Source organism: Saccharopolyspora sp. NPDC045839 (genome assembly GCF_056431645.1).
The window spans coordinates 24,518-49,349 of record NZ_JBWKKH010000049.1; the positions used below are offsets into that span (position 1 = coordinate 24,518).

At 71.9% G+C, this 24,832-nt stretch carries 20 protein-coding genes; 16 read left to right on the plus strand and 4 right to left on the minus strand.

What is annotated here, in order from left to right; genetic code table 11:
* The first annotated feature begins 276 nt into the window (after window positions 1–276).
* The 13 genes from AC07EQ_RS39860 to AC07EQ_RS39920 all read left to right on the plus strand — a co-directional run bounded on the left by AC07EQ_RS39860 (window position 277) and on the right by AC07EQ_RS39920 (window position 14,677).
* Window positions 277–1,017, plus strand: coding sequence for a polysaccharide deacetylase family protein (locus AC07EQ_RS39860; RefSeq protein WP_478392992.1), 741 nt, complete (start codon window positions 277–279; stop codon window positions 1,015–1,017).
* Between the two features lie 314 nt (window positions 1,018–1,331).
* A complete protein-coding gene (locus AC07EQ_RS39865) occupies window positions 1,332–2,678 on the plus strand; it encodes a nucleotide sugar dehydrogenase (RefSeq protein ID WP_478392993.1) in 1,347 nt (448 codons plus the stop codon).
* A gap of 14 nt (window positions 2,679–2,692) precedes the next feature.
* Window positions 2,693–4,003, plus strand: coding sequence for a carboxylate--amine ligase (locus AC07EQ_RS39870; RefSeq protein WP_478392994.1), 1,311 nt, complete (start codon window positions 2,693–2,695; stop codon window positions 4,001–4,003).
* Entirely contained in the window at window positions 4,000–5,223 is a 1,224-nt protein-coding gene (locus AC07EQ_RS39875; RefSeq protein ID WP_478392995.1) for an NAD(P)-binding domain-containing protein, read from the plus strand. The genes AC07EQ_RS39870 and AC07EQ_RS39875 overlap by 4 nt, the downstream gene beginning before the upstream one ends.
* Entirely contained in the window at window positions 5,220–6,545 is a 1,326-nt protein-coding gene (locus AC07EQ_RS39880; protein ID WP_478392996.1) for a sugar transferase, read from the plus strand. The genes AC07EQ_RS39875 and AC07EQ_RS39880 overlap by 4 nt, the downstream gene beginning before the upstream one ends.
* 26 nt (window positions 6,546–6,571) lie before the next feature.
* Window positions 6,572–7,684 carry a glycosyltransferase gene (locus AC07EQ_RS39885; RefSeq protein WP_478392997.1) on the plus strand — a complete coding sequence of 371 codons (1,113 nt, stop codon included), beginning with the start codon at window positions 6,572–6,574 and terminating at the stop codon, window positions 7,682–7,684.
* Complete coding sequence (locus AC07EQ_RS39890) at window positions 7,684–8,658, plus strand: NAD-dependent epimerase/dehydratase family protein (protein ID WP_478392998.1); 975 nt, start codon at window positions 7,684–7,686, stop codon at window positions 8,656–8,658. Before AC07EQ_RS39885 ends, AC07EQ_RS39890 begins: the two co-directional genes overlap by 1 nt.
* Before the next feature lie 12 nt (window positions 8,659–8,670).
* Window positions 8,671–9,879, plus strand: a complete 1,209-nt coding sequence (locus AC07EQ_RS39895; RefSeq protein WP_478392999.1) for a glycosyl hydrolase family 18 protein — start codon at window positions 8,671–8,673, stop codon at window positions 9,877–9,879.
* 27 nt (window positions 9,880–9,906) lie between these two features.
* Entirely contained in the window at window positions 9,907–11,262 is a 1,356-nt protein-coding gene (locus tag AC07EQ_RS39900) for a glycosyltransferase family 2 protein (protein WP_478393000.1), read from the plus strand.
* Window positions 11,263–11,397: 135 nt separating this feature from the next.
* On the plus strand, window positions 11,398–12,066 hold the full coding sequence (locus tag AC07EQ_RS39905) for a LuxR C-terminal-related transcriptional regulator (protein WP_132486789.1): 669 nt from the start codon (window positions 11,398–11,400) through the stop codon (window positions 12,064–12,066).
* A complete protein-coding gene (locus AC07EQ_RS39910) occupies window positions 12,063–13,187 on the plus strand; it encodes a glycosyltransferase (protein WP_478393001.1) in 1,125 nt (374 codons plus the stop codon). The genes AC07EQ_RS39905 and AC07EQ_RS39910 overlap by 4 nt, the downstream gene beginning before the upstream one ends.
* 179 nt (window positions 13,188–13,366) lie before the next feature.
* A complete protein-coding gene (locus AC07EQ_RS39915; protein WP_478393002.1) occupies window positions 13,367–14,008 on the plus strand; it encodes a sensor histidine kinase in 642 nt (213 codons plus the stop codon).
* 18 nt (window positions 14,009–14,026) lie between these two features.
* Window positions 14,027–14,677, plus strand: coding sequence for a LuxR C-terminal-related transcriptional regulator (locus AC07EQ_RS39920; RefSeq protein ID WP_478393003.1), 651 nt, complete (start codon window positions 14,027–14,029; stop codon window positions 14,675–14,677).
* Window positions 14,678–14,840: 163 nt separating this feature from the next.
* On the opposite strand, the gene AC07EQ_RS39925 is transcribed toward AC07EQ_RS39920, so the two are convergent.
* Entirely contained in the window at window positions 14,841–16,385 is a 1,545-nt protein-coding gene (locus tag AC07EQ_RS39925; protein ID WP_478393004.1) for an acetolactate synthase large subunit, read from the minus strand.
* Between the two features lie 445 nt (window positions 16,386–16,830).
* On the opposite strand from AC07EQ_RS39925, the gene AC07EQ_RS39930 reads away from it, so the two are divergent.
* Complete coding sequence (locus tag AC07EQ_RS39930) at window positions 16,831–17,715, plus strand: alpha/beta hydrolase-fold protein (protein ID WP_478393005.1); 885 nt, start codon at window positions 16,831–16,833, stop codon at window positions 17,713–17,715.
* 15 nt (window positions 17,716–17,730) lie between these two features.
* Here AC07EQ_RS39930 and AC07EQ_RS39935 read toward each other — a convergent pair whose 3' ends face one another.
* Complete coding sequence (locus AC07EQ_RS39935; RefSeq protein WP_478393006.1) at window positions 17,731–18,570, minus strand: alpha/beta fold hydrolase; 840 nt, start codon at window positions 18,568–18,570, stop codon at window positions 17,731–17,733.
* Between the two features lie 168 nt (window positions 18,571–18,738).
* Between AC07EQ_RS39935 and AC07EQ_RS39940 the strand changes: the two genes are divergently transcribed.
* Window positions 18,739–19,719 (plus strand): ABC transporter substrate-binding protein, encoded by a 981-nt coding sequence (locus AC07EQ_RS39940; RefSeq protein WP_478393007.1) that lies wholly within the window; start codon window positions 18,739–18,741, stop codon window positions 19,717–19,719.
* Window positions 19,720–19,723: 4 nt separating this feature from the next.
* Here the strand turns inward: AC07EQ_RS39940 and AC07EQ_RS39945 are convergent, their stop codons facing one another.
* Together AC07EQ_RS39945 and AC07EQ_RS39950 are read right to left on the minus strand one after the other, a co-directional pair.
* A complete protein-coding gene (locus tag AC07EQ_RS39945; RefSeq protein ID WP_478393008.1) occupies window positions 19,724–20,746 on the minus strand; it encodes an aldose 1-epimerase family protein in 1,023 nt (340 codons plus the stop codon).
* A 202-nt stretch (window positions 20,747–20,948) separates the two neighbouring features.
* Window positions 20,949–22,715 (minus strand): glycoside hydrolase family 2 protein, encoded by a 1,767-nt coding sequence (locus AC07EQ_RS39950; RefSeq protein ID WP_478393014.1) that lies wholly within the window; start codon window positions 22,713–22,715, stop codon window positions 20,949–20,951.
* A 252-nt stretch (window positions 22,716–22,967) separates the two neighbouring features.
* On the opposite strand from AC07EQ_RS39950, the gene AC07EQ_RS39955 reads away from it, so the two are divergent.
* Complete coding sequence (locus AC07EQ_RS39955; RefSeq protein ID WP_478393009.1) at window positions 22,968–24,716, plus strand: AMP-binding protein; 1,749 nt, start codon at window positions 22,968–22,970, stop codon at window positions 24,714–24,716.
* Window positions 24,717–24,832 lie beyond the last annotated feature (116 nt).

Here is a 24,832-nt window from a genome sequence, read left to right on the forward strand (position 1 = left end):
GAAACCGTCGTCTGGCACGCGTGGGGTTGCCGGTTTCGCGCGAAAACGCCACGTTCACCCGGGTGGTGGGGTGGCAGTGACGCTACGCCGTCGCCAGGTTCGGGTGGCGCGAGAATTCGGTGTTCACCCGGGTGCGGTGAATTTCTCGCGAAATCGTGGGCCCTTCGGGTGAGGATCGTACGAGTGAGGTAGCGGGCTTACCGCAGCGGACGGATCCGGATGGGGTACGGCGTCCTTACGTTGGCAGGAACTGCTGCCGAGGAAAGCGGCGACGCCATGACGCAGACCGTTACCAAGTGGGTCCGTAGCGAGACCGAACGCCCGTTCCCGTACGTCCTGATGTACCACTCGGTGGCCACCTACTCCCGCGATCCGTACCTGGTGACGGTCGATCCGCAGCGCTTCGACCGGCAGTTGCGCTGGCTGCGCCGCAACGGGCTGCGCGGCGTGTCGATGCGCGAGCTGATGCAGGCGCGCCAGGAGGGGGACGCCAGCAGGCTGGTCGGGCTGACCTTCGACGACGGGTACGCCGACTTCGTCCACAATGTACGGCCGTCGCTGGAGAAGTACGGCTGCACCGCGACCGTCTTCGTGATCGCCGGGCGGCTCGGCGGGCACAACGCCTGGGACGCCGACGGACCGCGCAAGCGGCTGGTGACCGCGGCGGAGGTTCGCGGGATCGCGGCGGCCGGCCTGGAGGTCGGGTCGCACGGGATGCTGCACCAGCAGATGTCCGAATTGGACGATGACGAGCTGCTCGTCGAGATCGCCGAGAGCCGGGAGCGGCTGCGCGACCTCACCGGCCAGGACGTCGGCGGGTTCTGCTACCCGTACGGCGACGTCGATCTGCGGGTGCGGAACACGGTCGAGGCGGCCGGCTACGACTACGCCTGCGCCATCTGGCGTTCCCCGGTCTCCGGCCGGCATGCCCTGCCGCGCACCTATGTGGGTGACCGGGACGGCGGGTTGCGGCTGCTGGCCAAGCGCCTGCGCCACGCGCTGACGGCCGGCCGCTGACCCCACCGGAATTCCTTCTCCTGGTGCGACCTCCGCTGTCGAGGTGCGGCCACCTGTGCCTGGCCCGGGTCGAGCGGGTGAGGTGAACGGCCCGTTCGTCCCGTCTAGCGCAGCGATCAGGCCGTTGACTCCACCCCGCGAACGGGTGACGCTCCCCGATCGTGCCAGTTTTGTTGGAACAGCAGGGGTTTCGCCGCGAAAGATCGCGCGAGCTCGTCCGGATTCGGTAAACGCGCTCCCCTCGCTGTAGGAGAACCGGCCGGTAATCGGATGCGAGGGTTCTTCCAGCAGCACGGCGAACTGGGGGAGGAACCGTGACTGAACATCCGCTCGCCTTGGCGGTCAACGGCCGCGAGCGCCTGTTGGCGGACCGGCTGATCGCGTTCGAACCGCGGCGACCCGAACGAGCCGAGTCGGTGGTCGTCGTCGGGCTGGGCTACGTCGGCCTGCCCACCGCGTGCGCCCTGCAATCACCGACCGCGCAGGTCACCGGCTTCGACATCAGCGAGGACCGGTTGCGGGCCATCAAGACCGGCGAGGTGGACCTGCCCGAGCCGGAGCGGCGCGCGCTGTCGGCGTCGCTGGCCGCAGGCATGCTGGAGCTGTCCTGCGATCCATCGGTGCTCGCCGACGCGGACGCCGTGATCGTGTGCGTGCCGACGCCGGTGGACGCCGCGCACAAGCCGGACCTGGCCGCCTTGCGGGCGGCGTGCGAGACCGTGGTGTCGTTCGCGCGCCGCGGCCAGGTGATCATCCTGACCTCGACGACGTTCGCCGGCACCACCCGGCAGCTGCTGGTCGAGCCGCTGGCGCAGCGGGGCCTGCGGGTGGGCACCGACGTGCACGTGGCGTTCAGCCCGGAGCGCATCGACCCCGGCAACTTCGACCACGTGCAGCGGGAAACGCCGCGCGTCGTCGGCGGTGCCACGGCGGAGTGCGCCGAGCGGGCCGCCGAGGTCGTCCGGCGGATGACCGACTCGGTGTACCTGGTGAGCTCGCCGGAGGCCGCCGAGCTGACCAAGCTCTACGAGAACATCTTCCGCGCCGTGAACCTGGCGCTGGCCAACGAGATGGCCGACGCGTGCGCGGTGCTGGGCCTGGACCCGATCGAGGTGACCATCGCCGCAGGCACCAAGCCGTACGGGTTCCTGGGCAGCTTCCCGGGGCCGGGCGTCGGCGGGCACTGCATCCCGTGCGACCCGCACTACCTGCTGTGGCAGCTGGGGCAGCAGGGGCTCTCGACGCCGGTCATCGAGCAGGCGATGCGGTCGATCGACCGGCGGCCGGGCCAGGTGGTGCAGCGGGTGGTGGAGCTGCTCGCCGAGGCGGGCCTCGACCACGCGGGCGCCCGGGTGCTGGTCGCCGGGGTCAGCTACAAGGCGGGCGTGCGGGACCTGCGCGAGTCGCCCGCGCTGCCGATCCTCGCCGGGCTGCGGCGGATCGGGATCGACGTGCACTACTTCGACCCGCTGCTGCCGGAGATCACCCTGCCGGACGGCACCCGGATGACCAGCGAGCCGGCGCCGCACGGCCGCGACTGGGACGTCGCGGTGCTGCACACCGTGCACCCCGGCGTCGACTACGGCTGGGCGAGGGAGTGCCCGCAGGTGCTCGACGGGACCTACCAGTTCGACGCCGTGCCGCACCGGCGCGTGCTGTGAGGAGGTGGGCGCCGGTGTTCGACACGTCCATGCCCGCGGTCGTCTTCAAGCTCGACCCGAACGTCCTGCACCACGGCGGGCTCGGGGTGATCCGCAGCCTCGGCCGGGTCGGGGTCCCGGTGTACGCGGTGCAGGAGGATTCCCTCGCCCCGGCGGCGCATTCCCGCTACCTGCGCGGGCGCTGGCTGTGGAGCCCGGACCCGGCGGACACCGACGAGCTGCTCACCGGGCTCACCGAGCTCGCCGACCGGATCGGCCGGCAGTCGGTGCTGATCCCCACCGACGACGCGGGCGCGATCTTCCTGGCCGAGCACGGCGATCCGCTGCGACCGTACTTCCGGTTCGCCCAGCCGCCGCGGGACCTGCCGCGCCGGCTGGCCGGGAAGTACTCGATGTACGAGCTGTGCAGGCAGCTGGACGTGCCGTGCGCGGCCGCGTGCCTGGTCGGCAGCTGGGACGAGGCGCAGGATTTCGCCGCCAGGGTCGGATATCCACTGGTGGCGAAGCTCGCCGAGCCGTGGGTCACGACCAAGGGCAAGGTGCGCAGCACCACGATCGTGGGCGACGCCGAGGAGCTGGCCGCGCTCTACGAGCGCTGCGGGGAGGCCGCGGTCGGCGGGCTGATGCTGCAGGAGTTCATCCCGGGCGGCCCCGGCCATGACTGGTTCTTCCACGGCTACTGCGACGCCGCCGCGGTGTGCCTGCCGGCCTTCACCGGCGTCAAGGAGCGCTCCTACCCGGCACACGCCGGGCTGACCAGCCTCGGCACCTGCGCCGAGAACGAGGAGCTGCAGGGAGCGGCCACGAAGCTGCTGGAGCGGTTGGCGTTCAACGGCATCGTGGACCTGGACTTCCGGTGGGACGCCCGGGACCGGCGCTACAAGCTGCTGGACTTCAACCCGCGGCTGGGCGCCCAGTTCCGGCTCTTCCGCGACGGCGCGGGGATGGACGTCGCGCTCGCGTCCTACCTGGACCTCTCCGGGCAGCGAATCCCGGCCGGCCGGCAGCCGGTCGGCCGCCGCTTCCTGGTGGAGAACTACGACCCGATCGCCGCGGTGCGGTACTGGCGGCGCGGCGAGCTCGGGTTGCGGTCGTGGGCGTCATCGGTGCGCGGCGTGGACGAGACCGCCTGGTTCGCGCGCGACGACCTGCTGCCGTTCTTGCTGATGTGGCTCTGGATGGTCTGCCGGGTGGTGGCCCGACCGTGGCGCCGCCGGGCCCGCCATCCGGAGCTGCACCGGCCCCAGTACGTCCCCGGACGCAACTGCGATCCGGGCAAGTCGACAAGACGCCGCCAGAAGCGGCTGTTCGAGGAGTACAGATGAGCGATCTCGTCGATGTGGCCATCGTCGGCGCCGGGCCGTACGGCCTGTCGCTGGCCGCACACCTGCGTCGGACCGGCCTGTCCTTCCGGCAGTTCGGGTTGCCGATGAACCTGTGGCGCGCGCACATGCCGCGCGGCATGTACCTGAAGTCGCAGGGCTTCGCGTCGAACCTGTCCGACCCGGACGGCACCCACACGCTGCAGAACTTCTGCCTGGAGACCGGGCGCCGCTACGCGGACTACGGGATCCCGGTGTCGCTGGAGAACTTCATCGAGTACGGCGAGTGGTTCCAGCAGGGCCGCGGCCTGGACGTGGAGGAGCAGCTGGTCGCCGGCATCGAGCAGCGGCCGGGACGCTTCGAGCTGACGCTGGCCGACGGGGAGCGCGTCGAGGCGAGCCAGGTGGTCGTCGCGGTCGGCGTGGAGTACTTCGCGCGGGTTCCGGGAGTGCTCGCGGACCTGCCCGCCGAGATTTCCACGCACAGCTCGGTGCACGACGACCTGAGCGGCTTCGACGGTCAGGACGTGATCGTCCTGGGCGCCGGGCAGTCGGCGCTGGAGACCGCGGCGCTGCTGCACGAAAGCGGTGCCAACGCGCGGCTGGTGGCGCGCGCGCCGGGCATCGCGTGGAACGGCAAGCCGCTGCTGCCCGATCGTCCACTGTGGGATCGGATGCGCGAGCCGGAGGCCGGGCTGGGCTCGGGCCTGTCGACCTGGTTCTACTCCGAGCACCCGAAGCTGTTCCGGCACCTGCCGCGCTCGACCCGGATCTACCGGGCGCGCACCGCGCTCGGGCCGGCCGGCGGCTGGTGGCTGCGGGAGCGGGTCGAAGGCCGCTTCCCGGTGCACGTCGGGCACCGGCTCGACTGGGCCAAGGCCACCGGTGACCAGGTGCGGATCGGGGTGCGGGTCGGCGGCGGGGTCCGCGAGTTCACCGCGGACCACGTCATCAGCGCCACCGGCTACCCGCCGGACCTCAGCAGGCTGCCGATGCTCTCGCCCGGGCTGCGCGCGGCGATCCGCACCATCGACGCCACGCCGCGCGTCGGCCGTGACTTCGAGTCGTCGGTGCCGGGCCTGTACTTCGCCGGGCCGCTGGTGGCGCCGAGCCACGGTCCGGTCATGCGGTTCGTCTACGGTGCCGACTACGCGGTGCGGATGATCACCGACCGGCTCGTCGCGACCACGGCTCGCCCGATCGCCGTCGGAGGTGCCGGATGAGCATGACCGACCCCGCCGTCGCGCAGCCGTGGCCGCTCGCGGCCGGCAATCCCGGGTTGCGGGTGCGGCGGCAGGTCGGGGGCTGGGTGCTGCCCGCGGTCGACCTCGTCGCGCTGGTGCTGCTGATCCCGGTCGCCGGGGCGAACTGGCTGCTCGACGCGGTATACGCGCTGGCGGCGTTCGCCGGGCTGGCCGCGCAGGGCCAGCACCGGCTGCGGATCTGCCTGCGGGTGTCGGACCAGCTGCCGCAGCTCGCGGTCGCGGCGGCCGCACCGTTGATGGTGCTGCTGCCGTGGCTGCCCGGTGGCGCCGTGTTCCTGACCGGCGCCTCGGCGTTCGCGGGCTTGGTCGTGGCGCGCGCCGGCCTGTACGCGCTGCTGCGCGGCGGGTACCGGCGCGGAATCCTGGGCGAGCCGACGCTGATCGTCGGATCGGACCCGGTGGCCGGGGAGATCGCCGAGATGGCCGCGGAGCACCCCGAGTTCGGGTTGCGGCCGCGACTGCTGGAACGGCCCGGTGAGCTGGCGGAAGCCGTTGCCGCACAACGCATCACGCGGGTGCTGGTGTGCGGCGACGGGCCGGACCTGGTCACCGCGATCCGGGCCGCCCGCCCGCTGCTTGCGGACGTGTGCGTCGTGCCGCGCCTGCACGAGCTGGGCATGGCGCTGCCGCGCGCCGGGCTGGACGAGATCTGGGGCGTGCCGCTGATCCCGTTGCGCCGCTTCGGTCACGGCCGGGCGGGCGAGCTGGTCAAGCGCGGCACCGATTTCGTCCTCAGTGGACTGATGCTGCTGGTGTTCGGGCCGCTGCTGCTGGTGCTGACCGCGCTGGTCGCGCTCGGCGGCCGGGACCGGGCGTTCTTCCGCCAGTTCCGGGTGACGCGGGCCGGCCGGATCAGCGAAGTCATCAAGCTCCGCACCGTCGACGGCGATCTCGGGCAGACCTGGGCGGTGACCGCCGACCAGTGCACCGCGCTCGGCCGTTGGCTGCGCGGCACGCACCTCGACGAGCTGCCGCAGCTGATCAACGTCCTGCGCGGCGACATGTCGCTGGTCGGGCCGCGCCCGGAGCGGCCGTACTACGCGGTGCGCTTCGGCCGCGAGATACCGCGCTACGCGGACCGGCACCGGGTGCGCGGCGGCATGACCGGCTGGGCGCAGGTGCAGGGCCTGCACGGGGACACCTCCATCCCGGACCGGGCGCGGTTCGACAACCAGTACATCGAGTACTGGTCGCCGTGGTGGGACGCGGTGATCGTGGCCCGGACGGCCGGGATCGTCCTGCGGGCCGGCCTCCGGCGCGCGAACCGGTGCGGGAAATGACCTGGAAATCCGAAGAGGGGAACGTGATGAAGGTATTGCACGTGATCACCGGGCTCGGCGTCGGCGGAGCCGAGCTGCAGCTGCGGTCGATCCTGCAGCACACCAAGCACGACGCGGACGTGGTCTCGCTGTACAACCCGGGCGACGTGGCCGGGATGATCACCGGCGACGGGGTGCGGGTGCGCGATCTCGGCATGACCCGCAACACGCAGATCGGCGCCGTGCTGCGGCTGCGCGAGGTGATCCGCGACGGCGGCTACGACGTGGTGCACACCCACCTGTACCGGGCGTGCGTGTACGGGCGGCTCGCGGCCCGGCTGGCCGGCACCAAGGTGGTGGTCTCCACCGAGCACTCCATCGGCGAGACCCACCTGGAACGCCGCCGCATGACGCTTGGGGTGCGGGCGCTCTACCTGGGCACCGACCTGTGCTCGGACGCCACGATCGCGGTGTCCGACACCGTCGCCGAGCGGCTGCGCAACTGGGGCATGCCGGCGCGCAAGATCACCGTCATCCCCAACGGCGTCGACTTCGGCCGGGTCGAGTTCGACGGGGCCGCGCGCGCCCGGGTGCGCCTCGAGCACGGGATCGGCGACGGCGCCTACGTGGTCGGCGTGCTCGGTCGCCTGGACCCGAACAAGCGCTTCAACCTGGTCATCGACGCGATGGCCCCGATGCTGGGCCAGGAGACCAAGCTGCTGATCGTCGGCGACGGGCCGGACCGGCCGCGGCTGGAGGCGCTGGCCCGCGAGCACGGCGTCGCCGAGCACGTGATCTTCGCCGGGCAGCGGCACGACGTCGCCGCGATGCTGTCCGCGCTGGACCTGTTCATCGCCTCCTCGGAGCAGGAGACCTTCGGCCTGTCGGTGCTGGAGGCGATGGCCAACGGCATCCCGGTGCTCTACACCACCTGCCCGGCCCTGGAAGGCATCGAGACCGACCGGGCCCGCCAGGTGCCCGGCAACGCGGAGCGCATGCGCGCGGAGATCGCCTCCGAGATCCTGGCGGCCCGGCCGCGCGCCGACGAGCCCGCCATCCGCCGGGCCTACGGCATCGAGGCCGTCACCGACCGCATCGACGACCTGTACACCCGGCTGTGGCAGCGGCGCGGCCACGCGGTGCCCGCGGGGAGGCCGTGATGCGCGCACTGGTCACCGGCGCCGCCGGTTTCATCGGCTCACACCTGGTCGAACGGCTGCTCGCGGACGGCCACGAGGTGGTCGGGCTCGACGACCTCAGCACCGGCCGGACCGCGAACCTGCCGGTCGGCGACCCGAACCTGCGGATGATCCCGGGCACCATCCTGGACGCCTCCCTGGTGGACGAGGCCATGGCCGGCGCGGACGTGGTGTTCCACCTGGCCGCCGCGGTCGGCGCGTTCGTCATCCAGGAACGCACCCTGCAGGGGCTGCTGACCAACGTCCACGGCACCGAGAACGTGCTGGACGCCGCCCTGCGGCACGGCGCGCGGGTGCTGGTCGCCTCCACCAGCGAGATCTACGGCAAGAACGGCAAGATCGGGCTGTCCGAGGGCGACGACCGGATCATCGGCTCGCCGCTGAAGGCCCGCTGGACCTACTCCGAGGCCAAGGCCATCGACGAGAGCATCACCTTCAACTACGTGCGGGAGCTCGGGTTGCGGGCGGTGATCGTGCGGCTGTTCAACACCGTCGGACCGCGGCAGAGCGGCCGCTACGGCATGGTCATCCCGCGACTGGTCGCGCAGGCGTTGCAGGGGCGGCCGGTGACGATCTTCGGGACCGGCAAGCAGATCCGCTGCTTCTGCCACGTGGCCGACGTGGTGCCCGCGCTGGTGCGGCTGGTGCAGCTGGACGGCGCGGAGGGCATGGCGATCAACCTCGGCAGCACCGAACAGGTGACCATCGACGAGCTCGCGGACCGGATCATCGCGATGACCGGTTCGTCCAGCGGCACCGTCCACGTGCCCTACGAGGTGGCGTACGGGCCGGACCACGAGGACATGCAGCGGCGGGTGCCGGACTGCACCCGCGCGCTGGAGCTGATCGGCTTCCAGCCGCAGCGCACGCTGGACGACATCGTCCGAGATGTGATCGACGAACAGATGCGGGCCGGACAGGCCGTGACTGCTTGAGGCGAGAACGTGATGAAGCAGAGCACTGAGAAGAAGCACTGGCTCGTCGAGTGGGTCCGGCCCGCGAGGAACGCGCGGCAGCGCGGCGATGAGCGCAGCAAGTCCACTTCGGACCGTCCGGCCGCGGTTCGCCGCACCCGGACCTTCCGGAACCTCGGCGGCTCCCTGTGGTTCCTGGCGCTGATCGCGGTGGCGGTGCTGGTGGTCGTGGTGACGGTGACGCCGCGCGCCGCGCCGCCGGCGGCCGGCTCGCTGGTCGTCGCGTCGCTGCCGTTCTGGAACTTCGACAACGGCACGTCGATGGTGGTGCAGAACCAGAAGGCGGTCAACGAGGTCTCGCCCTGGATGTACGGGGTGGGGCAGGACGGCGGGCTGACCAACCAGTACCCGCCGGAGCAGACCGCCGAGGTCGGCAGGCGGATCGAGCAGCTGCGCGAGGCAGACGTCCCGATCGTGCCGTCGATCGCCAACATCACCGACGGCATCTGGGCCTACGAGCCGGTCGCCCGGATGCTGCACGATCCGGCGAAGCGGCGCGACCACATCGCCCAGATCGTCGAGCTGGTCAAGCGCGAGGACTACGCGGGCATCGACATCGACTACGAGAACCTGCGGGCCGGCGACCGGCAGGTGTTCAGCGACTTCGTCACCGAGCTGGGCAAGGCCATGGACGACGAGGACAAGACGCTGTCGGTCGCGGTCTTCGCGAAGGCCACCGACGCCGGCTACGACGAGCGCAACGTGGCGCAGGACTACGCCGCGATCGGCCGGGCCGCCGACGAGGTCCGGCTGATGGGCTACGACTTCCACTGGGCGACCTCGGATCCGGGGCCGGTGGCGCCGATCGCCTGGGTGCGGGAAACGCTGAACTACGCCAAGAGCCAGATCCCGCCGGAGCGCGTCGTGCTCGGCGTGCCGCTGTACGGCTACGACTGGGTGGACGGCCACGGCAAGGCGGTGACCTGGCTGAAGGCGTTCCAGCTGGCCACCGAGCACCGGGCGAAGGTCGGCTACGACGCGCCGACCCAGTCGCCGTGGTTCCGCTACACCGACGCCCAGGGCCGGGAGCACGAGGTGTGGTTCGAGAACGCCGCCAGCTCCAAGGCGAAGTTCGAGGCGGCGCGCGGCTCCGGCATCCGCGGGGTCTACCTGTGGATGTTCGGCTACGAGGACACCGAGACCTGGCGGGAGCTGCAGCACAGCCTTCCGCTGGACAGTTGAGCGGTCGGTCCGCTGTGGAGGATTCGGATGATTCCCTGGTGGGTGCTGGCCATCGCGGTGTTCGGGACCAACTTCACGCTGTGGGGCCTGATCGGGCTGATGCGCCTGCTCGAGACCTCGACGCGGCGCTGGTGGCGGCAGCGGGGCGGGGTGGCCACGCCGGAGCAGGACTTCCTGGTGGGCCGCCACCGCGTCCAGCGCCGGCGCGCCCGCCCGGTGCGGCTGGGCGTGGCCGATGTGGCCGTGCTGATGGCCGCGCACAACGAGGAACGCGTCATCGTCGACAGCATCCGGGCGATCACCGCCCTGGTGCCGCCGGAGAACGTGCACGTGGTCTCCGACGGTTCGACCGACCGCACGGTGGAACTCGCGGAGGCGGCCGGGGTGAACGTGATCAGCACGACCCGCAACGTCGGCAAGGCCGGCGCGCTGCAGGAGGCGATCCGCCGGTTCGGGCTGGTCGACCGCTTCGGGGTCGTGATGCTGCTGGACGCCGACACGCACGTCGAGCCCGGGTACTTCCAGGCGGCGCTGCCGCTGTTCGACGATCCCGCGGTGGTGGCGGTGGCGGGCTGCGTCCGGACCTCGTGGCGGGACCGCGCGCTCGGGCCGGTCGGCAAGCTGGTGGCCTTCCACCGGCAGCGGATCTACACCATGACGCAGTACCTGCTGAAGTTCGGCCAGACCTGGCGGCGGGTCAACGCGACCCACATCGTGCCCGGCTTCGCCAGCATGTACCGCACCGAGGTGCTGCCGCGCATCGAGGTCAACCCGCCGGGGCTGGTCATCGAGGACTTCAACATGACCTTCGAGGTGTACCAGAAGCGGCTCGGCAAGGTCGGTTTCACGCCGTCGGCGGTGGCGACCACGCAGGACCCGAGCAGCTTCGGGGACTACGTGAAGCAGTGCAAGCGCTGGGCGCTGGGTCTGTGGCAGACGGTCCGGCGGCACCCGCCGCGGACCAACCTGTTCACCGCGATGCTGGCGTTGCTGCTGCTGGAGATGCTGGCCAGCAGCATCATGCTGGTGCTGCTGCCGTTGGTGGCGCTGGTGCTCGTCGTGCCCGCCGTGTTCGACGGCGTGCTCGCGATACCGGTGGTGCACGAGGCGCACGACTTCGTCGCCGGGTTCGCGTCGCTGCAGACGCTGCTTTTCGGCGTGGTGATCCCGGATCTGCTGCTCACCTGCATCGTCGCCGTGCTGCAGCGGCAGCCGAGGTTCCTGCTGTTCGCCGGCTTCTTCCTGGCGCTGCGGGTGCTGGACGCGGGCATCGCGCTGTACGCGATCCCCGCGGCCTGGCTGTCCAGCTCGTCCGGCCGGTGGCGCAGCCCGGATCGCCGCGCCGTCGGCCCGGCCGCGCCGAGCACGGCACCGACGCGGTGAGACGTGAAGGGCCTTTTTCCCCGTTGTGCGGGGAAAAGGCGGACATCACCCATCAGACCGCCATGCGGGTGCGGGAGGGTGCTTTCGTGCGATTGGAGGAGGCCCGGCCGGTCCGGGGCGGTCAGGCTGGGGGGCGTGGACGTGGTGCGGCTGCTCATGGTGGATGACCACCTCATGCTGGCCGAGGCGCTCAGCGCCCGGCTGGCCGAGGTGCCCGACCTGTGGGTCGTGGGGCACTGCCCGACCGGCGACCCGCGGCTGCCCGATCTGGTGCGGCAGTCCCGGCCGGACGTGATCACGCTCGACTTGGAGCCGGCCGGTGCCGGGCGCCTGGTGCGGCGCCTGCAGGAGGTCCGGCCGGCCGCGGAAGTGGTCGTGCTGACCGGGATTCGCGACGTCCGGAAGGCCGTCGAAGCCGCCCGGGACGGCGCGGCCGCGTGGGTGCCGAAGGAGCGGGGGATCGAACGCCTGACCGAGGTGTTGCGCGGCGTGCGGCGCGGGCAGAGCTGGTACCCGCCGGACCTGCTCGGCCCGGTGCTGCGCGAACTGCGCGAGGACGTCGTGCGGGCGGGGCAGCGCAACGGCCCGCTGGACGCGCTCAGCGACCGCGAGCGGGACGTGCTCGCCGGCATGGTCGCCGGCAAGCGGGGCGCGCAGATCGCCGGTGAACTGCTGATCTCCACCGAAACGGTCCGCACGCACACGCGCAGCATCCTGGCCAAGCTCCGGGTGCACAGCCAGCTGGAGGCGGTCAGCGTCGCCCGCGCCGCGGGCCTGCGCGGTGAGCCGGACGGCGAACCGTGACCGCCGGGCCGCTGCGGGTGGCCACGGTGATCACCCGCTTGGCGGGCGGCGCCGGGGTGCTGGCGCTGCGCGGGGCGAAGGCGCTGGACCCGGCCACCCACCAGGTCGCGGTGATCACCGGGTCCGGCGGCCTGCTGCCCGAAGCGGAGGCCGCCGGGCTGGAGGTGGTCGTCGAACCCGCGCTGCGCGCGCCGATCTCGCCGGGCCACGACCTGCTCGCCCTGCACCGCCTGACGACGCTGCTGAGGCGGCGCCGCTTCGACGTCGTGCACACCCACTGCTCCAAGGCCGGCGCGCTGGGCCGCATCGCTGCGCACCGAGCCGGCGTCGGGCGGATCGTGCACACCTACCACGGGTTCGGGTTCCACGAGTTCCAGAGCGGATTGCGGCGGCGTGCCTACGTCGAGATCGAACGCCGCCTCGGCCGGATCACCGACCTCGCGCTGTGCGTGGGCAGCGGCGTGGCGGTCGAGGCGCTGCGGCGCGGGCTGCTCGCCCCGGACCGCATCCGCACCACCGGGGTGGCCGTCGACCACGACGTGCCGACGCGCACCACGCACGCCAGGCGGCGAGCCCGGCAGCGGCTGGGGCTGGCGCCGAGCGACGTCGTGGTCGGCGCGGTGGGGCGGCTGACCTACCAGAAGGCGCCGGAGGACTTCGTCGCGGCGCTGCACGCGCTGAACCGGCCCGGTGTGGTGGGGGTGTGGATCGGCGACGGCGAGCTGGCCGAGCCGATGCGCGCGTGCGTCGCCGCGAGCGGCGCCCGCGTGGTGCTGGCGGGCGAGCGCGACGACGTCGCGGAGCTGCTGCCCGCGTTCGACGTGTTCGCGCTGCCCAGCCGGTACGAGGGGCTGCCGCTGGCGATCGTCGAGGCGATGGTGTGCGGCGTGCCGGTGGTGGCCACCGCCGTCAACGCGGTCGGCGACGTGGTGGCGCCCGGCGAGACCGGGCTGCTGGTGCCGCCCGGGCGGCCCGAACTGCTGGCCGCGGCGATCGCGCACCTGCTGGACTCGCCCGGCGTCGCCGACCGGCTCGCCGCGGCGGCGCGTGCCAGGGTGGACGGCTGCCACCACATCGAGGCGCTGGCCGGAGCGCTCGCCGAAGCGTACGGAGCCCGGTAACCGACGGTAGCCGGGTTACCGCGGGAACAGTACTTCCGCGTGCCTGGACCTCGAGCATCTGCTGCACGTGGAGTAGTCACCCTCCTCTTTTCACAGCAACTGCAACGCTGCGCGCGCGGCATCCGATTTGCCGGATAGCACAAGACTGCCGTTGGGGGAGAGGAGTCGAGGTGCACACGATGACCGATACGGCGATATCGCGCGGGCGCCAGCGGAGGGCGACGTCGCGAGGTGGCGCGGAGTTGCACAGCCTGCTGCACGATCTCGGGCACGGTCTTGCGACGCTGTCCTACCTCGCGGACGGCCTGCGCACCGACCCGGCGTTGCCGGGCGACGCGGCGCACCGGCTGAAGCTGATGGAACTGGAACTGGACCGGCTGCTGGAACTGGTGGACCTGCGGGCCGCGCAGCGCAGCGAGGAGACCTTCGCGCCGCGCGAACTGCTGGCCCAGCTCGTGGCGGTGAAATCGCTGTCCGGGACGGCCGAGATCACCCTGCGCGCCGACGAGGGCGTCCGGCTGCGCACCGACGAGACGCTGCTGTGGCGGATGGCGTCGAACCTGCTGGACAACGCGGTGCGCGCCGCCGGGCGCGGCGGCCGGGTCGAGGTGGCGGTGCGCCACGCCGAGCCCGGCGGGGTGCGGATCGAGATCACCGACGACGGGCCGGGGTTCGGCCGCGGGCCGCGCGGATCGTCATCGCTCGGGCTGGGCATCGTGCTGGCGCTGGCGCAGCGCTGCGGATCCGACCTGCGGATCGAGCCGGCACCGGGCGGGGGCACCCGCGCGCTGCTGGTGTTCCCGTCCGGCTGCGCGGCCTGAGCGGGGGGAACGCCGAACATGGTCGATCTGGTACTCGGCGACGATCACGCGATCTTCGTCGACGCGCTGGCAGCGACGCTGCCGCGGCACGGCTGCCGCATCGTCGGGACCGCCGACAACGTGGCCGGGGTGGTCGGGGTGGTCCGGGAGCACCGGCCGGACATCTGCCTGCTGGACCGGTACTTCGGCGACGGCGACGCGCTCGACGTCATCGGCGAGATCCTCGACGCGGGCGGGGGCACCAAGGTCCTGGTGCTCACCGCGGACGGCGACGTGCAGGGCATGCGCGACGCCCTGGCCAGGGGCGCGGCGGGATACGTGAACAAGATGTGCGGGCTGTCGGTGCTCGCCGGGGCGATCCGCGGGGTCATGGACGGCGAGGTCGTCGTCGAACTGGCGGCGGCGCGGGCACCGCGCCTGGCGGGCACCACGGACGCCCGGCGGCTCGCATCGCACCTGACCGCGCGGGAACGGCAATGCCTGCGGATGCTCGTCGAAGGCGCGCACACGACGGCGATGGCGAAGCAGCTCGGGGTGGCGCCGACGACGGTGCGCACGCACGTGCAGTCGGTGCTGACGAAGCTGGGCGTGCACTCCCGGCTGGAGGCGGCCTCGTTCGCGATGCGCCACGGCTTGCTCGACGACGAGCGAATGCCCGTCGCGGGCTGATCACTGGGGGTCCGTGAGTCCCTTTGGATTGGGGGCCAAAGGGACTCACGGTCAGTTCCCGCGCCCGGTGCTTCGTGAGTGCTTGTGGTCGTCCTGGCGACCACAAGCACTCACGAGCCGCGCACCCCGCCGCAAGCGCAAGAGGCCAGACGGGATCGCCGTCTCACAGCACGGCTTCGATCAGGTGGGGGCCCGGTTCGGCGTGCGCCTTGCGGAGCGCCGCGAGCAGTTCTTCGCCCGTGGCCGCCCGGCTGCTGGGCACGCCGAAACCGCTTGCCATCGCCGTCCAGTCCATCGAAGGCTCCGCGAGGCTGGTCATGCTCGCCGCCGCCGCGCCGGGCTCGGCGACGCCCGCGCGCCGCAGCTCGGCTTCCAGGATCCCGTAGCGGGAGTTCGCGCAGATCACCGTGGTGACGTCGAGGCCCTCGCGGGCTTGCGTCCACAGTGCCTGGACGGTGTAGGCGGCACTGCCGTCCGCCTGGAAGTTGATCACCGACCGGTCCGGGCAGGCCACCGCGGCGCCGGTGGCCGCCGGCATGCCCATGCCGATCGCGCCGCCGGTGTTGGTCAGCTCGGTGTGCGGCGGCGCGGCGGCGGCGATCGCCGGGTACGCCGCCCCGGAGGAAATGCCCTCGTTCACCACGATCGCGTGCTCGGGCTGGGTGAGCACGATCGCCGCCGCGATGCTCGCCGCAGTCAACGGCCCCGCCGGGGCCTGCACCTGCGGACGTTCGGCGCTCGGCACTTCGGCCGCCGCGCTGCCGGTCGCGTCGGCCAGCGCGCGCAGCGCCTCGACGGCGTCCTGGTCGGTGTCGGCCAGGGTGCGCACCTTGAGGTCGTTGGGCAGCGGGAAGCTCGGCATGCCCCGGTAGCCGAAGAACGCCACGGGGGTCCGCGCGCCGACCAGCACCAGGTGCGAAAACCCTTCGAGGGAACGGAGAACGTCCTCCGGGAAGTACGGCAGCGACCGCACGGCCGGGATGTCCGGGCCGCGCTCGATGCGCGCGGGCGACCGCTCGACCAGCACTTCGCCACCCATGGTCGCCACGATCCGCGCGGCGGTGCGGATGCCTTCGGCGCTCAGCGCGTGCCCGCCCAGCAGCAGCGCGGTCCGGCCGCTCCCGCCGGCCAGCAGCTTCGCGATCGCGGCGATCTGCTGGTCGTCGACCGCGGGCCTCGCCGGCGCGGCCGGGACGGCGGCGGGCTCGCCGCCCTGGCTCCACATGTGGTCGGCGGCGGCGATGAGCGTGGCGGGCAGGCGCTGCCCGAGCGTCGCCCGGTAGGCCTCGGCGAACTCGGCGGCGGCCGAGGCCGGCGAGGTGGTGCGGCCGACCCGGCCCGACACCGGACGGGCCAGCGACTCGATGTCGCTGGACAGCGGGGCGTCGGCGGGCTGGTGCCAGGAGGCGTGCTCGCCGATGATGTTGATCATGGGTGTGCGGGCGCGGCGCGCGTTGTGCAGGTTCGCGATCCCGTTGGCGAACCCCGGTCCGAGGTGCAGCAGGGTCATCGCGGGAACGCCCGTCATGCGCGCGTAGCCGTCGGCGGCGCCGGTCACCACGCCCTCGGACAGCGCGAGCACCGCGCGCACGCCGGGGACCTGGTCGAACGCCTCGACGAGTGAGATTTCGGTGGTGCCTGGGTTGGCGAAGCAGACCTGGACGCCGGCCGCGGCCGCCGTGGTCAGCAGACTCTCAGAACCCTTCACGTGCCACTGCTTCCTACTCGTTGTCCATAGCTGTTCGAGTGGGACATTTCGCTCTCCGCCGTGCCAGCGGCACGGCTGGAGTCCAGGCTGGGCAGTCTCAGCCGATCGGCCACCCTTCCGCAACTTGCGGCGGTGACTACGATTCCGCTCCTTCTCCAGGGAACCCCGCACGAACGGTGACGCACCGGCCTAGGCCGATACGTGTGATCCCTGAGTCTGAAATGGATCGTTACCGGGAACATCCCGACACCTGGCACCCTACTCGATCTCTCCAGCTCTGATCAAATGCGGTCAGTAGAACCGCGACTGGTCAACTGCTCCTAAGCATCTGGCTGCCGTCCGCGTGGACGGATCTCGGCTGCCATGCTCTCCGTCCCCCGCGGCCCGGGCAAGCGACGAACGCGGTTAGGCTGGTGAACCGGACCAATCGGACGGTGGAGGTGGCGTGGCTCGCGATCGGATCTCCCGGCGCCTGCTGATGCCGGTGCTGCTGGTCGCGGGTCTGTCCGGCTGCGCGGCGCCGCCCGTCGCGGACGCGCCGCCACCGGCGGCGGTCGTCGAGCCCGCACTGTCCGAACAGGACATGCCGGTCATCCGCACGGAGTACGTGCACTCCGAGCACCGCGGCGTCCCGGTGGAGCTCTACCTCGCCTACCCGCGCGGCCTCGAATCCACCGAGGACCTGCCGATCGTGCTCTACCTGCACGGCCGCGACGGCATCCAGCCCACCCCGATCCCGTACGACACGCTCGCCTCGCTCGAACGGCTGCACCGCGAAGGCACGATCCCGGCGTTCGGCTTCGCCGTCCTCGACGGCGGCTACAACCCGTACTGGAACGACGGATCGGCCAACGGCGACCTCGCCGCCATGCTCCAGGAGGAGCTGCCGCGCTGGCTGCACGAGCGCGGCCTGGGCGACGCCGACGGCCGGCCGTTCGCCGTGGCGGGCATCTCCACCGGCGGCTTCGGCGCGCTGAACTACGCGGCGGACCGCAACCTGGCGGGCCATCCGGTCGCCGCGGTCGGGGAGGTCGCGCCCGCGCTGCAGGTGAGCTGGGAGGCCATGCGGGAGAAGGAGGCCTTCGCCACCGAGCAGGAGTGGCTGGCCGCGGACCCGTTGCGCCGCCTCGACGACCTCGGTGGCGTGCCGGTCGGCGTGTGGACCGGCGACTCGGACCCGTTCCTGGACGGCATCGACCGGCTGATCCAGCGGTACCCGAACACCCCGGTGGTCACCTTCCTGCCCGGCGGCCACGAGGGCGCGGTGTTCGAGGCGGTCGGCACCGAGTTCGTCGGGTTCCTCGCCGACGCCCTGCCCGCTGCGGACTGAGCGTCCGCGGGCCCGTCACGCCTGGTGGGCCACCAGGTGCTGGAGGAGCAGGCGGGTGAGGGTGTCCGGGGCCTCCTCCGGGACCCAGTGCGAGACGTCCTCCAGCATCTCGAACCGGTAGGGCCCGGTGACGTGGTCGCCCGTGACCAGCGCCGCCGTGGAACCGATCGCGGTGTCCTCGGTGCTCCAGACGTACAGCGTCGGCACGGTGATCGGGCCGATCTTGTGTTTCTCGAAGCGGTGCGCGCGGTACCAGTTCAGCGCCGCTGTCAACGCGCCCGGTTCGGTGAACCGCTGCACGTAGTCGTCGACGTGGTGCTGGGGCACGCCCGGGTAGTAGATCTGCCGCAGCTTCTTGGCGTTGTCGGCGAGCAGGGTCTTCTCGGCGGTGGAGGACCGGTACAGCTGCATGTACGCCGACCGCTGGTGCTGGTCCTCGTCGGTGCGCATCGCCTCGCCGAACGGGTCCAGGTGCGGCACCGACACCGCCGTCAGGGTGCGGACGCGGTCCGGGTGCTCCGCCGCCGTCGCCCAGGCGACGATCGCGCCCCAGTCGTGGCCGACCAGGTCGAAGCGCTCCCAGCCGAAGTGCTCGGCGATGGCCAGCACGTCGCCGACGAGCTCCTCCAGCCGGTAGTCGGCGACCTTCTCGGGCCGCACGCCGGGGGAGTAGCCGCGCTGGTCCGGCGCGACCGCGAAGCACTCCGCGCCGCCGAGCACCGAGAGCTGCTCGCTCCACTGCACCGCGGCCTCCGGGAAGCCGTGCAGCAGCAGCACCGGGCGGCCGTCTTCGGGACCGGCGGTCAGGGCGTCGAACTTCCCGGCAGGAGTCGGGATCTGGATGTACTCGGCCACCCGGTCACTCTACTGGTGCGCTGAACGGCGGATCATAGAGCAGCGGAACCGGAAACACAGCCCCTTGATCAGGGAAGGCTTGCCTAATTAAGGTTCGTGCGGTTTCGCCGGTCGCGGGGGGCGCGTCGGCGGTGTCGACGTTCCACCCCGATCGAGAGGAAACCCCAGATGCGCCAACGACGAATCGTGCGCGCCGCGGGCGCACTGGTCGCCGCCGGGCTGGTCGCGCTGACCGCGGCCTGCGGCGGCGCCGCGCCGAACGGTGCCGCCCCGGCCGCCGAACCGGGAGCGGGCTTCCCGCGGACCATCGCCACCGCCAAGGGCGAGGTGACCATCCCGAAGAAGCCGGAGCGCGTGGTCGTGCTCGACACCGCCGAACTGGATTCGGTGACGCTGCTGGGGATCACGCCGGTCGCGGCGATCCCGCCGCACCTGTCCACCGGCGAGGCGTTCCCGGCCTACCTGCGGGACAAGCTCGGCGACACCACCCTGGTCGGCCCGTCGGACTCGCCGAAGCTGGAGCTGATCGCCTCGCTCAAGCCGGACCTGATCCTCACCAGCAGGGTCCGCCACGACGCGCTCTACGACCAGCTGGCCCGGATCGCGCCGACGGTGATGACCGAGACGACCGGCTTCCCCTGGAAGCAGAACCTCGCCGTGCACGCCGCGGCGCTCGGCAAGGAGGCCGAGGCGCAGGCCGCGCTGCAGGCCTACGAGGCCCGGGCGAAGCGGATCGGCGACGCGATCACCGCCAAGAACGGCGGCACCGCCCCGATGGTGTCGGTGACCCGCTTCATGGCGGGCAAGATCCGGCTCTACCAGAAGTCGAACTTCTCGGGCGTGGTCCTCGCCGACGCCGGGATGGCCCGGCCGCCGTCGCAGAACGCCGACGAGTTCGACAACGAGATCAGCCCCGAGCTCATCGACATGGCCGACGCGGACACCGTTTTCGTCACCACCGCGGTGTCGCCGGAGAAGACCCAGCAGAAGGCCGTGGAATCCAGCGCGCTGTGGACCCGGATGAACGCGGTCCGCAACGACCGGGTGTTCCCGGTTCCCGACGAGACCTGGATGTCGGGCATCGGCGTGCAGGCCGCCAACCTGGTCCTCGACGACCTGGCCAAGGCCTACGGCGTGGACGCCTCGTGAGCGATCAGCCCGCGATGCGGTAGCCCCAGGTGCCGCGGTGGGTCGCGCCCGGCCGCAGGGTGATCAGGCCGTCGCCGGTGACGAACGCGTTCGGCGCGCACGTCATCGGCTCCACGGTGATCCCGGCCCGCCCCGGGCGGTCGGTCGCCGGGCTGTCGTCGGTGTAGACCTGCAGGTAGCCGTGCGTGCGGTCGACCCAGAGCTCGGCGGTCACGCCGTCCGGGCGGGCGAACCGCACCACCGCGTCGCCGTCGGCGCCGCGGCTCAGCCCGGTGAACGCGGTGTCCATTTCGGTCGCTCCGATCGGGCGCGGCGACCGGAAGTCGTAGTCGGTGCCCTCGACCGGGGCGGTGCCGGTGGGGATCAGCCGGTGGTCGACGACGTAATAGGTGTCGGCGGGCAGCTCGAAGACGATGTCGTCGATGCGGTCCCCGCCGGCACCTAGGTAGGTGTGGTTGGCGGTGCCGAACGGGGCGGCGGTGTCGCCGATGTTCTTGGCGCTCAACGTGCTTCGCACCCCGGTGGCGTCCACTTCGTACTCGATCCGGAACGCCAGCCGGAACGGGTAGCCGTAGTCCGGCGGCAGCACGTACTCCAGGACGACGCCGTCGGCGCGGTGCCGCACGGGCTGCCACTCCACGAAGCTCATCAGCCCGTGCAGCGCCGTGTCCCGCTCCGGCTCGTTGATCGGGACCTGCAGCTCCTCGCCGCCGAAGGTGTAGCGGCCGTGGTCGATCCGGTTGGGCCAGGGCAGGATCGTCTTGCCCTGGTAGCCCTCGCCGACTTCGTCGGCCGGGTGCGTCAGCAGCATTTCGACGCCGTCGACCTGCCACGACAGCAGCGTCGCCGACACCCCGGCGACCACGGCCCGCTGCCGCCCGGAGCGGATCTCGTACAGCCGCCCGTTCGCCGTCCACCGGCCGCCGCCGGGATCGGCCGGCTGCGCGGTGGCGCTGCCGCTGAGCGCGGCGGCGGTGGTCGCACCGGCAGCGGTGGCGAGCGCGGCCCGCCGGCTGAAACGTCGCATCCTGGACCTCCTGGGGAGTACGCGATTCCGCGGGAGAACGGCGTTCGCCCGGGTGACAGTCGATTTCGCGCGAAATCGCCACCCTGCACGCGTGCGGTGCGGCGATTTCGCGCGAAATCGCCGTCCCGGGTGACGGCCGAGCGTTGCCGACGCGTCGTGATCGCCATCCACTGTGGCCGGTGGCCGGCCGGGTCGCCAGTCGTCAGGGCGTGCCGGCGTCGATCACCGCCTGGTTGCGGGCGCGGACCACGTCCGGGTTGGGCTTGAGGATCCGGCGGTCGTAGGTGAAGAAGCCGTTCACCTCGTTCTCCACGTCCGTGGTCTGGGTGTAGATCGCCGCGGACAGGCCGTTGGCCGAGACGATGCGGGCCAGGTCGCCGCTGACCTCGGCGTAGCGGTCGGTCAGCTCGGCGCGGCTGTTGGTCATCTCGTACGCGCCAGGCTCGCCGGGCCACAGGTGGCCCTCCTCGACCAGCCCCAGCCCGCCGTACTCGCCGTCCACCGACGCCCGCTCGCCGCGCACCTCCGGGCTGCCCGGGCCGACGTAGGTGTGGTCGTCGTAGATGTCGCCGGCGCCGCTGTCCGGCAGCGAGTAGCAGCAGTTCACCCCGCTGTTGGCGTTGACCAGCCGGGTCGGGTCGGTGCGCCGGACCAGCTCGGCGATCTCGGCCGTGTCGAACTCGCCCCAGCCTTCGTTGAACGGCACCCAGGCCACGATGGACGGGACGCTGCGCAGCTGATCGATCATGGCGGTGAGCTCGTCGCGGAAGTGCGCGCGGGCCTCCTCCCCGGGCGGCGGGTTGCTGCCGGGCGGGTCTGCGAGGTCGATCGGCAGCGACGGCATGTCCTGCCACACCAGCAGGCCCAGCCGGTCCGTCCAGTAGTACCAGCGGGCCGGCTCGACCTTCACGTGCTTGCGCACCATGTTGAACCCGAGCCGCTTGGTCTCGGCGAGGTCGAACCGCAGCGCCTCGTCGGTGGGCGCGGTGTAGATCCCGTCCGGCCAGTAGCCCTGGTCCAGCGGACCGTGCTGGAACAGGATCCGGCCGTTGAGCGCCATCCGCGGCCGCCCCTGCGAGTCGTCGACCAGCTCGATGGTGCGCAACCCGGCGTAGCTGCCGACCACGTCGACGGTGCGCCCGTCGGCGCCGACCAGCCGGACCGCGAGGTCGTAGAGATAGGGGTCGTCGGGCGTCCACAGGTGCGGATCGGCCATCGCCAGCCGCAACGCCGTGTCGGCCGGGCCTTCGGCGCGCCCCACCTCGCGGCCGTCGGCGTCGAAGGCGACCGCCTCGATCCGTTGCCCGGCGCGCGCCGAGGTGCGCGCGGTCAGGTCGAAACCGCGCAGATCCGGGGTGATGTCGAGCTTGGCGATGTGCGCCTCGGGCACCGGTTCGAGCCAGACGGTCTGCCAGATCCCGGACGCGCCGGTGTAGAGGATCCCGCCCGCCTTGTTGCGCTGCTTGCCCACCGGGTACGGGTTGGCGTCGTTGCGGTCCTCGACGGCCACCGCGAGTTCCTGCTTCGCGCCGGGGCGCAGCGCGTCGGTGATGTCGGCGCTGAACCCGGTGTAGCCGCCCTCGTGCACCGCGACGGTCCGGCCGTTGACCGACACCTCGGCCTTCTGATCCACCGCGCCGAAGTGCAGCAGCAGCCGCTGCCCCGACCAGTCCGGCGGCACCTCGAAGGTCCGCCGGTACAGCATGTGGTCGTCGTGGCGCTGGATGCCGGAGAGCCCGGATTCCGGCGGGAAGGGCACCAGGATCTGCTCGGTCGCCGCGTCCGGCGGGGTCGATCCGCCGCCGTAGGACCACAATCCGTTGAGGTTCAGCCAGCGCTCGCGGGTCAGCTGCGGGCGCGGGTACTCGGGGAGGGCGTTGTCCGGGCCGACCTCGGCGGTCCACGGCGTCGCCAGCGGCGGCGGTTTCGGGCGCCAGGGATCGGCGGCCACGGCGGCGGTCGCGGGAATCCCGGAGGCGGTGGCCAACAGCGTGGTGAGCAGCAGGGCGCGCAGCAGCACGATTGCCTCCAGACCGACTTGCCGAAGAAGGCGAAAAGCAATCACCATTAACCGACAACAATGACCATGAACGCACGCACAGTCAACGCGGCCGAAAGAGCGCCCGCAAATCGGAGCAAGCGCCATGGATCGGTAGGGCTCATGAGGTTACGTTGTTGGCCCGCTCAAGTGATCGGGTGAATCGGCCGAGTCCAGGAGGGTGTGCACGTGACCGGTAATTCCTCAGCCCAGCAAGGCACCGCGACGGAGGTGTTCCGCACCGCCCGGGACTTCTTGCTGCGGCACCGCGAGGACTACGACACCGCTCGCCGCGATTTCGAGTGGCCGAAGCCGGCCGAGTTCAACTGGGCGCTGGACTGGTTCGACACGATCGGCGAGCGCCGCGACGGCATCGCGCTGTGGATCGTCGACGCCGACGGCAGCGAGCACCAGGTGACCTTCCGCGCCATGACGCGCCGCTCGAACCAGGTCGCCAACTGGCTGCGCGGGCTCGGCGTGTCCCGCGGCGACCGGCTGGTGCTGATGCTCGGCAACCAGGTCGAGCTGTGGGAGACGATCCTGGCCGCGATGAAGCTGGGCGCGGTGATCATCCCGGCGACCCCGCTGCTCGGGCCGGCCGACCTGCGCGACCGGATCGACCGCGGCCGGGCCCGGCACGTGGTCACCACCGCGGCCGACGCGGCGAAGTTCGCCGACGTGCCCGGCGACTACACCCGCATCGCGGTCGGCGACCCGGTGCCGGGCTGGGAGTCCTATGCGGACAGTTCGGCGGCCGGCGCGGAGTTCGCCCCGGACGGCCCCACCCGCGCCGAGGACCCGATGCTGCTCTACTTCACCTCCGGCACCACGGCGAAGCCGAAGCTGGTCGAGCACACCCACGTGTCCTACCCGATCGGCCACCTCTCGACCATGTACTGGATCGGGCTGGAGCCGGGCGACGTGCACCTGAACATCTCCTCGCCGGGGTGGGCGAAGCACGCGTGGAGCAACGTCTTCGCGCCGTGGAACGCCGAGGCGACGGTGTTCATCTACAACTACACCCGGTTCGACGCGGCCGGGCTGATGGCGCAGATGCAGCGCTGCGGCATCACCAGCTTCTGCGCGCCGCCGACGGTCTGGCGGATGCTCATCCAGGCCGACCTCGGCACCCTGACCACGCCACCGTCCAAAGTGGTCGGTGCGGGCGAACCGCTGAACCCGGAGATCATCGAGCAGGTGCGGCGCGCCTGGTCGGTGACCATCCGGGACGGCTTCGGCCAGACCGAGACCAGCGTGCAGGTCGCCAACACGCCCGGGCAGCCGGTCCGGCCGGGCTCGATGGGCCGCCCGCTGCCCGGCTTCGAGGTGACGCTGCTCGACCCGGTCACCGGGGAACCCGCCGAGGAGGGCGAGATCTGCCTGGCGCTGCAGCCGCGCCCGGTCGGGCTGATGACCGGCTACGCCGACGACACCGAGCGCACCGCCGAGGTGACCCGCGGCGGGCACTACCACACCGGGGACGTCGGATCGCGGGACGCCGACGGCTACATCACCTACGTCGGGCGCACCGACGACGTGTTCAAGGCCTCCGACTACCGGATCTCGCCGTTCGAGCTGGAGAGCGTCCTGCTGGAGCACGAGGCGGTGGCCGAGGCGGCGGTGGTGCCGTCGCCGGACCCGATCCGGCTCGCGGTGCCGAAGGCGTACGTGGTGCTGGCCGGGCAGCACGAGCCGACGCGGGAGACGGCGCTGTCGATCCTGCGCTTCGCGCGCGAGCACCTGGCCCCTTACAAGCGGGTGCGGCGGGTGGAGTTCTACGAGCTGCCGAAGACGATCTCCGGCAAGATCCGCCGCGTCGAGCTGCGCGGCCGGGAGGAGGAACTGCACCGGCTCGGCGGTGGATCCGGTGACGGACCCGGCGGTGCGAACCGCGAATTCCGCGAAGAGGACTTCCCCGAGCTGAAGGGCTGAGCCGGGCGTTGCTGCGGTGGGGGGGGGGGGGGGGGGGGGGGGGACCCCCCCCCCCCCCCCCCGGGGGGGGAAAAGCATCCCAGCATCTCCCTGGGGGGAGGGGGGAGAGGAAAAAG

What these genes read in the sequence shown, in the direction of transcription:
- AC07EQ_RS39880 (WP_478392996.1), top strand. Translation starts at nt 5,220, where the DNA reads ATGAGCATGACCGACCCCGCCGTCGCGCAGCCGTGGCCGCTCGCGGCC.
- AC07EQ_RS39890 (WP_478392998.1), top strand. Translation starts at nt 7,684, where the DNA reads ATGCGCGCACTGGTCACCGGCGCCGCCGGTTTCATCGGCTCACACCTG.
- AC07EQ_RS39900 (WP_478393000.1), top strand. Translation starts at nt 9,907, where the DNA reads ATGATTCCCTGGTGGGTGCTGGCCATCGCGGTGTTCGGGACCAACTTC.
- AC07EQ_RS39895 (WP_478392999.1), top strand. Translation starts at nt 8,671, where the DNA reads ATGAAGCAGAGCACTGAGAAGAAGCACTGGCTCGTCGAGTGGGTCCGG.
- AC07EQ_RS39920 (WP_478393003.1), top strand. Translation starts at nt 14,027, where the DNA reads ATGGTCGATCTGGTACTCGGCGACGATCACGCGATCTTCGTCGACGCG.
- AC07EQ_RS39860 (WP_478392992.1), top strand. Translation starts at nt 277, where the DNA reads ATGACGCAGACCGTTACCAAGTGGGTCCGTAGCGAGACCGAACGCCCG.
- AC07EQ_RS39915 (WP_478393002.1), top strand. Translation starts at nt 13,367, where the DNA reads ATGACCGATACGGCGATATCGCGCGGGCGCCAGCGGAGGGCGACGTCG.
- AC07EQ_RS39945 (WP_478393008.1), bottom strand. Translation starts at nt 20,746, where the DNA reads ATGCGACGTTTCAGCCGGCGGGCCGCGCTCGCCACCGCTGCCGGTGCG.
- AC07EQ_RS39875 (WP_478392995.1), top strand. Translation starts at nt 4,000, where the DNA reads ATGAGCGATCTCGTCGATGTGGCCATCGTCGGCGCCGGGCCGTACGGC.
- AC07EQ_RS39940 (WP_478393007.1), top strand. Translation starts at nt 18,739, where the DNA reads ATGCGCCAACGACGAATCGTGCGCGCCGCGGGCGCACTGGTCGCCGCC.
- AC07EQ_RS39885 (WP_478392997.1), top strand. Translation starts at nt 6,572, where the DNA reads ATGAAGGTATTGCACGTGATCACCGGGCTCGGCGTCGGCGGAGCCGAG.